At 62.1% G+C, this 12,769-nt stretch carries 13 protein-coding genes; 6 read left to right on the plus strand and 7 right to left on the minus strand.

The features are described 5' to 3' along the window. Nucleotides 1-17 precede the first annotated feature (17 nt). On the minus strand, nucleotides 18-527 hold the full coding sequence (locus ACIGJE_RS30955; RefSeq protein ID WP_483680510.1) for a hypothetical protein: 510 nt from the start codon (nucleotides 525-527) through the stop codon (nucleotides 18-20). Nucleotides 528-858: 331 nt separating this feature from the next. Continuing rightward, on the minus strand, nucleotides 859-1,674 hold the full coding sequence (locus ACIGJE_RS30960) for a LysR family transcriptional regulator (RefSeq protein WP_483680512.1): 816 nt from the start codon (nucleotides 1,672-1,674) through the stop codon (nucleotides 859-861). A gap of 6 nt (nucleotides 1,675-1,680) precedes the next feature. Here ACIGJE_RS30960 and ACIGJE_RS30965 point away from each other — a divergent pair, with 6 nt between their 5' ends. Then, a complete protein-coding gene (locus ACIGJE_RS30965; protein ID WP_483680513.1) occupies nucleotides 1,681-2,760 on the plus strand; it encodes a haloalkane dehalogenase in 1,080 nt (359 codons plus the stop codon). Nucleotides 2,761-2,827: 67 nt separating this feature from the next. Here the strand turns inward: ACIGJE_RS30965 and ACIGJE_RS30970 are convergent, their stop codons facing one another. Next, nucleotides 2,828-4,252 carry an amidohydrolase gene (locus tag ACIGJE_RS30970; RefSeq protein ID WP_483680514.1) on the minus strand — a complete coding sequence of 475 codons (1,425 nt, stop codon included), beginning with the start codon at nucleotides 4,250-4,252 and terminating at the stop codon, nucleotides 2,828-2,830. A gap of 440 nt (nucleotides 4,253-4,692) precedes the next feature. On the opposite strand from ACIGJE_RS30970, the gene ACIGJE_RS30975 reads away from it, so the two are divergent. Next, the gene (locus ACIGJE_RS30975; RefSeq protein ID WP_483680515.1) at nucleotides 4,693-5,391 is read left to right on the plus strand and encodes a GntR family transcriptional regulator; all 699 of its coding nucleotides are present in this window, start codon (nucleotides 4,693-4,695) and stop codon (nucleotides 5,389-5,391) included. Between the two features lie 23 nt (nucleotides 5,392-5,414). Here ACIGJE_RS30975 and ACIGJE_RS30980 read toward each other — a convergent pair whose 3' ends face one another. Next, complete coding sequence (locus ACIGJE_RS30980) at nucleotides 5,415-6,251, minus strand: phytanoyl-CoA dioxygenase family protein (RefSeq protein ID WP_311936807.1); 837 nt, start codon at nucleotides 6,249-6,251, stop codon at nucleotides 5,415-5,417. 115 nt (nucleotides 6,252-6,366) lie between these two features. Between ACIGJE_RS30980 and ACIGJE_RS30985 the strand changes: the two genes are divergently transcribed. The 4 genes from ACIGJE_RS30985 (at nucleotide 6,367) to ACIGJE_RS31000 (ending at nucleotide 9,411) form a co-directional block, all read left to right on the plus strand. Continuing rightward, nucleotides 6,367-7,416, plus strand: coding sequence for a LacI family DNA-binding transcriptional regulator (locus ACIGJE_RS30985; protein ID WP_483680517.1), 1,050 nt, complete (start codon nucleotides 6,367-6,369; stop codon nucleotides 7,414-7,416). A 94-nt stretch (nucleotides 7,417-7,510) separates the two neighbouring features. After that, a complete protein-coding gene (locus tag ACIGJE_RS30990; protein ID WP_367624702.1) occupies nucleotides 7,511-7,672 on the plus strand; it encodes a hypothetical protein in 162 nt (53 codons plus the stop codon). Between the two features lie 8 nt (nucleotides 7,673-7,680). Continuing rightward, nucleotides 7,681-8,706: a four-carbon acid sugar kinase family protein gene (locus tag ACIGJE_RS30995; protein WP_367624703.1), complete on the plus strand. Its 1,026-nt coding sequence runs from the start codon at nucleotides 7,681-7,683 to the stop codon at nucleotides 8,704-8,706. A 3-nt stretch (nucleotides 8,707-8,709) separates the two neighbouring features. After that, a complete protein-coding gene (locus tag ACIGJE_RS31000; protein WP_311936817.1) occupies nucleotides 8,710-9,411 on the plus strand; it encodes a FadR/GntR family transcriptional regulator in 702 nt (233 codons plus the stop codon). Nucleotides 9,412-9,495: 84 nt separating this feature from the next. Here the strand turns inward: ACIGJE_RS31000 and ACIGJE_RS31005 are convergent, their stop codons facing one another. From ACIGJE_RS31005 to ACIGJE_RS31015, 3 genes are read right to left on the minus strand one after another with little or no spacing between them, the layout of a single operon-like run. Then, a complete protein-coding gene (locus ACIGJE_RS31005) occupies nucleotides 9,496-10,614 on the minus strand; it encodes an iron-containing alcohol dehydrogenase (protein ID WP_367624705.1) in 1,119 nt (372 codons plus the stop codon). A 3-nt stretch (nucleotides 10,615-10,617) separates the two neighbouring features. After that, entirely contained in the window at nucleotides 10,618-11,574 is a 957-nt protein-coding gene (pdxA, locus tag ACIGJE_RS31010) for a 4-hydroxythreonine-4-phosphate dehydrogenase PdxA (protein ID WP_311936821.1), read from the minus strand. Beyond that, entirely contained in the window at nucleotides 11,571-12,767 is a 1,197-nt protein-coding gene (locus tag ACIGJE_RS31015) for a sialidase family protein (RefSeq protein WP_483680520.1), read from the minus strand. The genes pdxA and ACIGJE_RS31015 overlap by 4 nt, the downstream gene beginning before the upstream one ends. Nucleotides 12,768-12,769 lie beyond the last annotated feature (2 nt).

The following is a 12,769-nucleotide window of genomic DNA, read 5'->3' on the forward strand; positions in this document are numbered from 1 at the left end:
ACGTCCGGAACTCTCGCTCAAGCCGGCCGGCAAAACAGGCAGCGAAGGCCTGCAGCACCACGGCGGCCGATGCACAGGGCCGTGAGACCCGCGACCGCGCCGGCAAAAGCAAAGGCTAGGACGATGTAGGGCATCGATAGACCCTTCAGCCAATCCGGCAGGCGGAAAGCGGCCCCCATTGCCAGATGAGGCACCAGGAAGAAGCCGATGAGGAACCCTGCCAGACTGTGTGATTGCAGCATCAGGAGCGCGATGATGCCGCCGGCGGCCGCGCCGAACCCCAATGCATGTCGCCGCCGGGTCATTCCGGCCGCACCCGCGAGGCTCCACAGGGGATAGCCCACGACAAGGCAAACCACCGCGGCGATCGGGATGACGTAGACTGCCAGGAAAACGATGGTAAACGCCTCATAGGCGGGAAGGGAAAGCCCGCGGCCGGCCGCCAGCTCCCTGGCCCATCCCAGGAGCAAAGGCACCAGCAAGGAAAAGCCCGTCAGCACCATCCAAGTCGTAACGCCGGCGGCCAACAACCCGCGGATTCGATGCGGTCGATTTTCTGAAAAGGCAGATCTCGGATCGTCTTCCATCGCGCTGCTCCCTTTGGGGGTGATCGCTAATGGTTGGCTCGACTGTCAGATCATTCCGGCAGAACCGAAATAGGACCTTGATTACCTTACGGGCGAATTATTGGATCTGTTGTGTCGAGCGTAACACCAAACAAAACCGGCCGGCTATCGTTTCCCAGCCTTGGCCGTGCGCCCCGAAATCCTGGGCATCGCCTGACGAATACCGGGTCGCGGCTTGCAGATCCGCAGGGGCCGGGTTGCAGCCCATAGCGCCAGGACTTCTTTACCGCTTCTATACGCCTTCGAAGCGCAGGCGTTCCTGTCGGATGGCATCGAACAGGAAATCGGCCACGACCCGGATGCGCTGCGGCGGTTGCGCGCCATGACGGGTCAACAGCCACAGCTCACGCAATGGGGGCGTGCGGGACAAATCTATCTCCACAAGATCGGGATCATCCGCTGCGAGAAAATGCGGCAGCAAGGCGATGCCGAAGCCCGCACGCGCCGCTACGATCTGTCCCGTTATATTATTGCAGCGCAAAGCCATTGGCGCGTTTTCGAACTGTGCCGCGAGCCATTGCGCCTCGGGAAAATCGGTGCCCGCCTCGTCGAATCCAATGAAACGCGGTGAGGCACCGGCGACGATCTGTTCGCGCCATACCGGCGTTCCATAGAACCGATAGGCAAGGCTGACGGCCCGGCGTGCCCTCAGTTCCCCCTTTTCCGGCCGACCGATGCGCAGCGCAATATCGGATTGATGCCGTCTGAGACTGAGCGGCCGGCGTTCCGCGTTGATCTCGAGTTCGAGGAGCGGGTGCTGTCGTTGCAAGGCAGCCAGCTTGGGAATGACGAAGCTCTCGGCCAGGCTGGGCGTCGTGGTGACGCGGACGAGACCGGTCAGCGCGGTTTCGGGCTCCAGCCGCGACAGGGCGGCCGCCGCGCTTTCCATGGTATCGGCAGCCTGCAACGCCTGCCGGCCGGCATCGGTCAGCTGGTAGCCATTCGGATCGCGCTTGAAGAGCTTGACCTGGACGGCGGCTTCGAGGGCGGCAATGCGGCGCGAGACCGTGGCGTGATTGACCCGCAAGGTGCGAGCGGTTGCCGACAAGCTGCCATGGCGTGCCAGCGCCGCAAAGAAGCGCACATCTTCCCAATCGATCCGGCCTGTGCGAAAATGATCATGCATTGCGCAATATTAGCGAATTTTCGCAGAGGCTGCGACGGCCTAATTTGCCCCCATGAGAGCGATGCCGAATGGCGCCAACAGGCGCTTCGGCCTCTCCAGACAGGGAGCAAGACCTTGAATATGATGATCAATCCGGAAGATCCCCATCCGCGCGAACGGATCAAGGTACTCGACAGCGAAATGAGCTATGTGGCCGTCGGCACGGGCGACCCGATCGTTTTTCTGCACGGCAACCCGACCTCATCCTACCTCTGGCGTAACGTCATTCCCCATGCCAGCGGGCTTGGACGCTGCCTGGCTCCCGACCTCGTCGGCATGGGACAATCAAGCCCGTCACCATCCGGCGCCTATCGCTTCATCGATCAGTCGCGCTATCTCGATGCATGGTTCGAGCAACTCGGCCTTACCGCCAATGTCACTCTGGTGCTGCATGACTGGGGGTCGGCGCTCGGCTTCTATCGCGCTTTCCGGCATAGCGAACAGATACGCGCCATCGTCTACATGGAGGCGATCGTCGCCGAACGCCATTGGGCGGAGTTCCCTGCAGGGCGCGACAAATTCTTTCGCGCCCTGCGCTCGGAACAGGGCGAGGCGCTGGTGCTCGACCAGAACTTCTTTATCGAAACCGTCCTGCCCAAGAGCATCATCCGCCCCTTGGGCGAGATCGAAATGGACGCCTATCGCAAGCCATTCGTACAACGCCAGGCTCGGTTGCCAACCCTCATATGGCCGCGTGAACTGCCGATCGAGGGCGAGCCGGCGGATGTGCTGGCCATTGTCCGGCAATACAGCGCCTGGTTGGCAAGGGCAGCTATCCCGAAGCTGTTCATCAATGCCGAGCCAGGCGCAATCCTTACCGGCCGGGCACGCGAGACATGCCGCAGTTGGCCCCATCAGCGCGAAGTGACGGTCAAGGGTATCCATTACGTTCAGGAAGATTCGCCGATGGAGATCGGCGAAGCTCTGCGCCACTTCCTAGAGTCTCTCGACGAAGCCCATAACGGGTAGCAAATCGGCCTTGCCGAATAGCCGGGCCGATCTCACGAGAACGCCGCGCTTGCCTATACGGACAAGGTCAGCCGGCCTTGGGGAGCGTGCCGTAGGCGAGCTTACCCTTGTGGAACACGGCATTACGGACAGGCAAGCGCGCGACGGCCTCGGCCGAGCAGCTGGCGGGGAGGAGATTCATGCTCGCTTCGTCACCCACCTTCGGCCAGACCTGCTCGCCCTTGTCGTTGAGCGGGGTGACAAAGCCGGTCGCATATCCGAGCGTGCGATTGATCTCGAACTCCGTGCTGCGATACTGGATGCGGGCGATTTCGTTGGCTTTCTGCAGCATGTCGCAATTGCCGAACGAATCCCACCAATCCATGGTGCTGTCGGTACCGCAGATCACTTTGATGCCGGCTTCGTGCAGTTCACGCAGCGGCATCGCATCCTTGCCCAGGGGAACTGCACTGGCGAGGGTAACGCCCAGCGCCTTCATGCGGGCAGCAATGTCGCTGAGCTCTTCCTTGGAGAGTTCGGCCAGCGAATAGGCATGACTGAAGGTCACGTTACCCTGCAGCTGCTTGTTCTTCTCCATGTGATCCATGATGCGGTTGAAGGCGGGAATGGCCGTCTGACGCGGCTCATGGATGTGGATGTCGATCCCGACGTTGAAATCGATCGCGAGCTGGACCGTCGTGTCGACCGATTTTTCCATGGCATTGTCGAAGGCGGAAGGATCGACACCGCCGACATAGCTGACGCCGCCTGATTTCAGCGCTTCGCGCATCAGTTCGACACTGTTGGAGGCGAGCAGGCCGTGCTGGGGAAAAATGATGATCTTGGAGTCCAGCGTATCCTTGAAGCGCTCGAACGACGCCTTGAGGTGCTCGAGATTGCCGAGCTTACTGACAGGATCGACATTGCAATGGCTGCGGCAGACCGTAGTGCCGTGCAAATGCATCAGGCGCACCATCGCGGCGGTACGTTCCTCGGCCAGCGGTAGAAGCTTGGGCAGAATCTCGCGTTCCTGGGCGATGCGATCGGCTCGACCATGCTCTCTTGGCAGCGTCGCTTCCCACGGACCGCCATAGAAGGTCTTGTCCAGGTGGATGTGCATGTCGCGGAAGGTCGGCAAGAGCAACTGGCCCTGCGCGTCATAGGCCGCCGTGCCCGCCGGGATGGCGGCCTTGCTGTCGAGGATCTCGGCGATCTTGCCGCCAGCGATGCGCAGCGTCTTCAACTCGGTGCCGGTGTGGGCGATGACCGGAGCATCGAGCCACGACTTCTTCTCCTCGACAAAGCCCGTCTCGAGGCGGACGTTGAGCAGGTGATAGGCATCCGGCAATTTCGTCACATCGCTGACGGGTGTCGTGACGGCACCGACATCGATCATGGATTTCCCGTCTGCCGCCTTCGCGCCCGCCGCCAGGCCAAGACCCAGCGCCAAACTGCCGGCACCGGCTCCCGCCATAAAGCCGCGTCGAGACAATTCCACTTGTGAGCCATTCATATTTCCTGCCCTCCCGAGCCAGCGAGCCGCGCTCACTAATTGTATGCATTATTTATAATAAATTGCATACTTATATGACACGCCCGAGTCAAGCCAGGGGAGAGGCCCCGGGCGCTCGATTGCACTGTCGCGCCGCTTATGAAAGGCAACCACATGCGATCAGGCTGGAAAAATTCACATATCTTTTGAATGGCACTCCTATCGAAAATCACTTTCGATTTTCGAATGCAATTATTGTATGTAAAATATAGGAAATATGCGTACATAATTATCCTCAAGGACGCACCTCGCATGCCCGGGCCGCAGGATCAGGCATCCATCAAACGAGTTGGCAAACCCTCGCGATGGCAAATGCATGTTCACGGCGATGACAAGCGACTGGACACCCACAATATTCGCATGCAATTCCAAGAGAGAAGCGTTGGAGCCGGAGATCTCGAATGGCAAAGAAGGTGAGCGACATCGGCGGTGGCCGCTCCCAGGCCGTTCACCGAGCCTTGAAGCGAGCCATCCTCGACCAAGCGCTGCCGCCCGGATCGAAACTGCCGGAGGACTCGATCGGCGAGCGGCTGGGCGTCAGCCGCACGCTGGTCCGTGAGGCGCTCGTCCGCCTGAGCCAGGAAGGGCTTGTCGAACTGCGACCCAACAAGGGAGCCGTGGTCTCCCATCCCAGCCTGGAGGAAGGCCGGAACCTGTATCTCACGCGCATCGCACTGGAACGCCTGGTCGTCGAGACCCTTTCGGGAAGCCTGACGCAGGAACAGATAGACACGCTATCGACCCATATCGCCGCCGAGGAGGCTGCCAGGACCGAGCACGCGGTGTCGATACGCCTGGCCGGCGAATTCCACACATTGTTGGCCCAGATGACCGGCAATGCCAGTCTCATACGCTATGTGAACGAACTGGTCGCGCGCAGTTCGTTGATCCTCGCCCTCTACGGCAGGCCGCACTCCTCCGAATGCGCCGTATCGGAGCATCGGGAACTGCTGGACAAGCTGATCGCCGGCAAGACCGACGAGGCGGTCGCCCTGATGACACACCACCTCGACTCGATCACGACGCGCGCCTTGTTGCCCCGGAAAGACAGCCTCGCGGACGCTCTTCATGCCTATGCGGTCGCCGAGGGCCTGGCCTAGCGCCGATCCATGGAGAGCCATCCTCAGGTCGGGTCGGCGCCCATCACGAGACCTTCGATGTCGTGCTTCTGGCTGATCGGCACCAGTTCGTCCACGACCCTGCAAACAAGATGCCGTTTCGCAATATCAGGCAAGGCTTCGTACCAGTCATGCGTGACCATCATGTCGTGCAGATCGGCATGCCCTGCCCCCGGCGCATCGACGCCAAGGACCATGACGGGCCGCGCGATCGGCGATTGATGCTCCGTTCCCCGATGGACCGTCAGGGCAGACCGGCAGGAAATATCACCACGCTGCGGATATTTGCGGGTCGCCCGCTCCTGGAAGCGGCCCCAGAGCGGCTTGTCCGGAAACATCTCATGCTTCCATTCGCGGCCGTCGTCATACTGCGTGCCGGGCGCGATTTCGAAAGGCCCCATGTCCTCGGTGACATCGACGCCGGTGAGATTGAAGGCGAGCGAGGTAATTTTCCGATCGCGATAAGTGTCGGCCGGCGACGGGAAATCGCGATGCCAGGGCTGGTATTTCGCACCCTGGAACGGCACGTCGAAGCCGATTTCCACGATCTGGTAATCGGGTCCGAGTACATGGGCGCAGACATCCACGACCCAGGGATGGGTAATGAGGTCCACGAAACCGCGAAAGGCCTGCGGATGTATTTCGACATACCAGCGGCGCGGACCACGACCGACGGCGCCGCCGGGCCTTTGAATGGCTGCCCAGAAAGCCGTCATCATATCTTCGCGCATGTCGTCGGCCCATTCAGGGCTGAAGGCGCCTTTCAATCCAATGATGCCATCCTCGACGAGTTGCGCCACCTGGGAGGCGATATCGTAATTGAACGAGGGGTGCGTGGTCATCCGGCCGTCTCCTCCCTTTAGCGGAGACGCTATCGCAGCTAATAATTATTAGTCAATGGTCGAATTTTATTAGCTTGTGTAGCTTGCGTAGGGTCGGATCCCGTATGGGGGACATGTGAACAGCCGGAAAACCAAGAAGCGCGTGACGATGATGGACGTAGCGAAGGCAGCGGGCTGCTCGCAGGCTACGGTGTCCGTCGTCCTGAACGGCATCACGGATATCAAGATCTCTCCCGACCTGCGCATGCGGGTGCAGAATGCGGCGCGCTCCCTTGGTTATGGAATGGGAAGTCCAATTCGGCGGGCGAATCTCGAAGAGCTGCGGGGCAGTTGCATCGGCTTCATCGTGGACCAGCTGGCGACGACACCGGAAGCCGTCAATGCCATTGACGGCGCCCGACAGGCATCCTGGGAAAACGACGTCACCATTCTAGTGGCGCAGACCCAAGGCCGTGCCGAGCACGAACGCAAGGCGGTGGCCCGGCTTCTCCAGGCGGGCGCACAAGGTGTCGTCTATATGTCGATCTTCACCCGCCGCGTTTCACTGGATCCAACTTTCGACGACCTTCCTGTCCCCCTGGTCTTGCTCAATTGCTATACGAGCGATGACCGCTTTCCAGCGGTGGTCCCCGACGAGGCGACAGGCGGGCGAATGGCGACCGTCTCCCTCATAAGAAAGGGTCACAGGCGCATCGGCACGATCGTGGGAGAAAGCTTCATGGAGGCGGCCCAGGACCGGCTCGCCGGCTACAGGCAGGCGCTGATGGAGGCTGGCATTCCCTATGACGATCATCTGGTCGCCGAGGGGAACTGGACGCCGACCTCCGGCTTCGAGGCGACGCAAAGGCTCCTGTCGCTCGAGGAGCCGCCGACCGCCATTTTCTGCCAGAACGACAAGATGGCAATGGGATGCTTCAACGCGATCGTCGAAACTGGCCTGAGGATACCGGCGGATCTGTCCGTCGTCGGATATGATGATGACGAGCTATCACGTCACTTGCGGCCCCAGTTGACGACGCTCGAGCTTCCGCATCGAGCCATGGGTGCCTGGGCCATTGAGCAACTTGCAAGGAAGTCCGCATCGTCGGCTCGCCGCATTCACAAGATCGGATGCACGTTGATCGAGCGAGCCTCTTCGGACCGTCCAGCTGTCCGCAGAAGATGAATTCGTACGTCGCCGGCCTGGAATCCTGATCGTTGGAAACGGGTCCGCGCGTGGCTGCCGGCAATCCAAACAGCCCCCGGCGAAGGATCTTGTGATGTCCGCACCAAGCAGCACGGGCGATCCGATCGGGCTTGTCTCCGGCGGCATGTCTCAAACCCACCCCGCCAAGCTCCCGCCTGGTTATATTTGTAATATTTTTACAAAAAACATTGACATTTCAATGATAAATAGAGGAAAAAAGATAACAACAATTTGAGAAACGCGATGTTGGCCATTCTTGCCGACGATTTGACAGGAGCGCTGGACACCGCCGCACCATTCGCGGCGCGGGGCATGCATGCGCAGGTGGCATTGACGATCGATGCCATTGAGGAAGCCGTCCGGGAAGGGCCGGATGTCGTCTCGATCAATCTCGCCTCCCGCGAACTGACCGCCGATGCAGCGCGGTGTCTGACCGCCGCGGCCTTGGCCGCCTTGCCAGCCGGGGCCCGCCTGTTCAAGAAGGTGGACTCGCGCCTCAAAGGACATATCGCCGCCGAGCTCGATGCCCTGCCCTTCCGCGCTGCACTGGCGGCCCCAGCGATTCCCGATTTCGGACGGGTGGTTAAAGCCGGCCATGTCCACGGGTTCGGCGTGGACGCACCGATCTGCCTGGCCGAGGCGCTTGGGCGGCATGCCACACGTGCCACAATTCCGGACATTTCGGATCAGGACGAGATGCGCGCCTGGCTCGCCCGGTCGGAAGAGGCCGGCGTGGACCTTCTGATCGGCGCACGAGGCCTGGCGGAAGCGCTTGCCGAACGGCTCAGCCGGCGCGCCTCCGGGAGCACGGTCGAGATTGCTGAGGGACCCGCCCTGTTCGTGATCGGATCTCGCGATCCGATCACGCTCGCCCAGGTCGATGCGCTCAAGGCTGCCTTCGATCCCCATTACCTGCCGGCGCCCAATGGCCGCCTGGCGGAAGCCATCGTCGACGGCAGCGCCATCACTCTCGTGCAGGCGGTGCCGGGCACAGAGGCCGCGACCTCGCAGGAGGTCTCCCATGCCCTCGCACACAGTGTATTTTCGGGCCTTGCAAGGGCATCGACACTGCTGCTGTCAGGTGGAGAAACGGCACAGACCGTGCTGGAAAAAATGCAGATCAGACGTTTTCGGCTCCTGGGCGAATGCCTGCCGGGACTGGGCTTGGCCCACGCCCAGGGCCATTGCATCATTGCAAAATCAGGGGGGTTCGGGCAGCCGGATGCGCTGAGCAGGATCGCCGGCCAGATCCTCCGCAGGACGGGATGACAGATGGGTTTGCAAAACGGAACAGCGCGCAGGAGCCTCGGCGATCTCGTCTTCGAGCGCATGCATCGTGCCATCAAGTCCGGCGCATACAAGCCGGACGAGCGCCTGCCGACCGAACATGACCTCGCCATCGAATTCGAGGTCTCGCGCCCGATCATTCGGGAGGCACTGCGCCGGCTTCGCGAGCAGGGTTTCATCTATTCGCGGCGAGGGGCAGGCAGTTTCGTCCGCGCCGTCGGCATGCGGGAACCGCTCGGTTTCGGACAATTGGAAAACGTTGCCGACCTGCTGAACTGCTACGAGTTCAGGCTCACCGTCGAGCCGGCCGCGGCGGCCGCGGCGGCGGAGCGCCACGACGCAGCCAATCTGGCCGCCATTCATCAGGCCCTGGAACTCATGCGCGATGCCACCAACCGGCAATCCCATCGGGAAGATGCCGATTTCCAGTTCCACCTCGCCATCGCGCGAGCGGCCCAGAACAGTTATTTCTTCACCGCCATGGAAGCCCTGAAGGACCACATCGCCGTCGGGATGCGCTTTCACGGCGCCTCGGTCAAGCGCGAGGCGACCGGCCTCACGCGAGTCTTCGCCGAGCATGAAGCCATCGCCAAAGCCATTGCCACCCGCAATGGGGCGAAGGCGAGACAGCTCATGCATGATCATCTGACCGGGTCTCGCGACCGCCTGTTCCAGGCGAGCAAATAAGCCGCCCGAATGCAAAAACCCCGGCAAGGTCCGGGGTTTCCTCATTGCCCTCGCCGAAAACCGGCGGCTTTCTTGCGTAATGCCCTAAAGGGCAGCCCGGTAGATTCCGAGCACGTCATCGACATTCATGTCGATCGGATTGTTGTCCATCAGGCGACGATTGGCATGCGCCTCGCTCGCATAGAGCGGCAGGTCGTCCTTCTTGGCACCATGGGCGGTAAGCGACATCTCGATGCCGAGGCCTCGGCAGAAATCATGGGCGGCCTCGACCAGTTCGGTGCTGGAGAGATCCTGTCCCAATCCGAGGGCATGCGCCACTTCGGCCGTCTTACCGGCCGCTGCCGGCTGGTTGAAGGCCAGCACATGCGGGAAGATGATCGCGTTCGCCAAACCATGGGGCAGGCCGAGCCGCGTACCGAGCGGATAGGCGATGGCATGCCCGGCAGCGGTGTTCACCGGTCCCAGGCAGATGCCGCCATAATAGGAGCCGAGCATCAACCCTTCGCGCGCCTCGGTATCGCTGCCGTCCCTGACGGCGCGCGCGAGATATTTGCCGACGAGTTGGAAGCCCATGCGGGCAAAACCGTCGATCATCGGATGGGCGCGGCGATTGGTGAAGGCTTCGACGCAGTGCGCCATCGCGTCGACACCGGTTGCCGCCGTCACCGCCGGTGGCACGGAATAGGTCAGTTCCGGATCCAGTACGGCGAGATCGGCGATCATATGCGGACTTTCGACCGCAATCTTGTTGCCCTTGCCGGGATCGGTGATCAAGGAACGAATGCCCGCCTCCGAGCCCGTGCCCGCCGTGGTGGCGACCTGCGCGAGGCGCGTCCGGCGGCCCGCGACCCGGTTCGGCCCGGCAACATCGGCGAGCGTCTGCTGTGAATCCCAGAGCGCGGCCACCAGCTTGGCGACATCGAGAACCGAACCACCGCCAAGACCGACGATCAGGTCCGGCTCGCTGCGGCGCGCGGCTTCGAGAGCGGCATCCAGAGTTTTCGTATCAGGCTCGCCGGGAATGGCATCGAACACGGTGACGCGGCCGGGCGGTTTCAGACGATCGGCAAACCCCGCCGTAATCGGTGTCGCGATCACGAGCACCGACCTGGCATCACCGGCCCAGTTGCCGACCTCAGCCACCGTGCCGGCACCGACGGCAAGACGGCGAGGCTGATGAAGAATGATTGGAGCGATGGTCATGCGTCATCCCCGCCTGGCCGCGCCGGACACCAGCTTGCGGGCGTAGGCAATGGCCGAAATCATGTTGCCGTGATTGGCAATGCCCTTGCCGGCAATGTCGAAGGCCGTACCGTGATCGACGGAGGTGCGATCGATCGGCAATTCCACCGAAACGTTTACGGCCGTGTCGAAGGCGACGAGCTTGACCGGAATGTGCCCCTGATCGTGGTATTGGGCGACGACCAGGTCGAACACACCCGAATAGGCGCGGTGGAACACCGTATCGGCGGAAATCGGACCATGGGCATCGATGCCTTCGGCCCGAGCCGCCCTGACCGCGGGTGCGATCTGATCGTCATCCTCGGTGCCGAACAAGCCGTTCTCCCCGCAATGCGGGTTGATGCCGGCCACCGCGATCTTGGGTGCGGCATAACCGATGCGCCTGAGATGGGCGTCGCCGGCGCGGATGGTTGCCAGCACGCGCTCGGTGGTGGAACGACGGATCGCCTCCTGCAGCGACACATGCGTCGAGACGTGAATGACCTTCAAACGCTCGGAGGCCAGCAGCATATAGGCCGCCTTCGACCCGGTCAGGCTGCGCAGCATGCCGGTATGTCCATCATAGTGATGGCCGGCGAGATTCAAGGCCTCCTTGCTGATCGGTGCGGTGACGATGCAACCGATCGTTCCGGCTTCGGCATCCCGCACCGCCTTCTCGATGAAGCGGAACGCAGCATCGCCGGCGACCGGGCTCAGCTTCCCCCAGGGCAGCGGCGCCCCCTCGACCGGCAGGTCCACGACATGAGCAGCGAGATCGACATCGAGGCCGACGGCCGCCCGTGCAGCCTCCAGCGTCGGCAAATTGCCGTAGATGCGAATCGTGTCGCGCTCCTGGGGCGACATGCCGGCGAGTGCCCGGATCGAAATTTCGGGGCCGACGCCGCAGGGGTCGCCCATGGTTATGCCGATGATGTTGCTCATGAAGGACTCCGAACGGCAGCCTTGTCCCAGCCTGGAGCCAGCCGGACATATTTGATGGCGCGCCGATGATAGGTGTAGGCCAGATGCATGGTACCGTCAGGTTCCTCCAACAGCCAGGGATACGACATTTCCTTGTTGCGGCCGTCGGTCGAGTCGTTGGAGAGACAGGTACCGGGACCATCCTCGATGACAAGACGAACCGGAAACGTCTCGCCGCCATCCTCCGACAGGCACAGGCAGACCGGTGCCCGCGGCACGCCCCAGATGGGCGTGCAGCCGCCGGCTGGATCCGCATCCGGGCGACGATCGTCCTCGCCGAGTTCGTCATAGAGCGAGGCGCGCCGGTCCGCAGACTGCGCCGCATTCACGGGATTGCAGATCATCGCAACCCTGCCATCGTCGAGGCGTATCGCCGCAATGGAGGAATTGTTGTTCGGCACATCGGTCGCCTGCGGCACGGACCAGGACCTGCCCCCATCCATGCTCTGGGTCCTGAAGACCCAATCCGCCTGCCGCCGGCGGAAGAAGGCGGCAAGACGATCCGCGCCCAGCCGGACCGGCGACATGTGCACGCAGCCGATCGACTGGTCGAGATCTTCAAGCTGCCAGCTTCTCCCCTGGTCGAGGCTGATGCCAACGGCGGCCGTGTCATGGCTGCCGTTCCATTTCTGGCCGGGCCGCTGGACGCAACGAAAGATGGGCAACAGCCAGGCCCCGTCATCGCGCACCGTCACCGGCGCCCGCACGAAACAGCCACGTGGCAGATCGAGATAACGGCCCTCCTCGGCCGTGATCGCCGGCGGTTCCGAGATGCCGCGGCGGATCTCGGCCATGCGGATCCTGCATTCGTCCTGATTGCCGGAAGGCTGCGAAGTGTGGAAGAGCCACAGCCTTCCGTCCGGTGCCGTGAAGAACACGGGATTTTGCTCCGAATGAGCAGGGTCGAAGCTCAATTTTTGGGGCAAGCCCCAGCACGGCGCGCCCTTGGGCAGCACCGAGGCGAAGATGGAAATATCCGATTTGCCTTCGAGCGTGCCCCCGAACCAGGCGCAGAGCAGGGTGCCATCGTGAAGCAGGTGCAGAAAGGCCGCATGATTCTGGATCATGGGCGAAGGCAGCAAAGCCTCCTGGCGCCCCGGCGACACGCCTTGGAGCCGGCCATTCATGTTCCGGGCTATTTCCTCGGGGTCCATTC

This window comes from Labrys sp. E2SS-1L (assembly GCF_057073705.1).

Coding starts and splice junctions, on each gene's coding strand:
- ACIGJE_RS31015 (WP_483680520.1), bottom strand. CDS start 12,767: ATGGACCCCGAGGAAATAGCCCGGAACATGAATGGCCGGCTCCAAGGC.
- ACIGJE_RS31005 (WP_367624705.1), bottom strand. CDS start 10,614: ATGACCATCGCTCCAATCATTCTTCATCAGCCTCGCCGTCTTGCCGTC.
- ACIGJE_RS30980 (WP_311936807.1), bottom strand. CDS start 6,251: ATGACCACGCACCCCTCGTTCAATTACGATATCGCCTCCCAGGTGGCG.
- ACIGJE_RS30995 (WP_367624703.1), top strand. CDS start 7,681: ATGTTGGCCATTCTTGCCGACGATTTGACAGGAGCGCTGGACACCGCC.
- ACIGJE_RS30990 (WP_367624702.1), top strand. CDS start 7,511: ATGTCCGCACCAAGCAGCACGGGCGATCCGATCGGGCTTGTCTCCGGC.
- ACIGJE_RS30965 (WP_483680513.1), top strand. CDS start 1,681: ATGGCGTGCCAGCGCCGCAAAGAAGCGCACATCTTCCCAATCGATCCG.
- ACIGJE_RS30975 (WP_483680515.1), top strand. CDS start 4,693: ATGGCAAAGAAGGTGAGCGACATCGGCGGTGGCCGCTCCCAGGCCGTT.
- ACIGJE_RS31000 (WP_311936817.1), top strand. CDS start 8,710: ATGGGTTTGCAAAACGGAACAGCGCGCAGGAGCCTCGGCGATCTCGTC.
- ACIGJE_RS30970 (WP_483680514.1), bottom strand. CDS start 4,252: ATGAATGGCTCACAAGTGGAATTGTCTCGACGCGGCTTTATGGCGGGA.
- pdxA (WP_311936821.1), bottom strand. CDS start 11,574: ATGAGCAACATCATCGGCATAACCATGGGCGACCCCTGCGGCGTCGGC.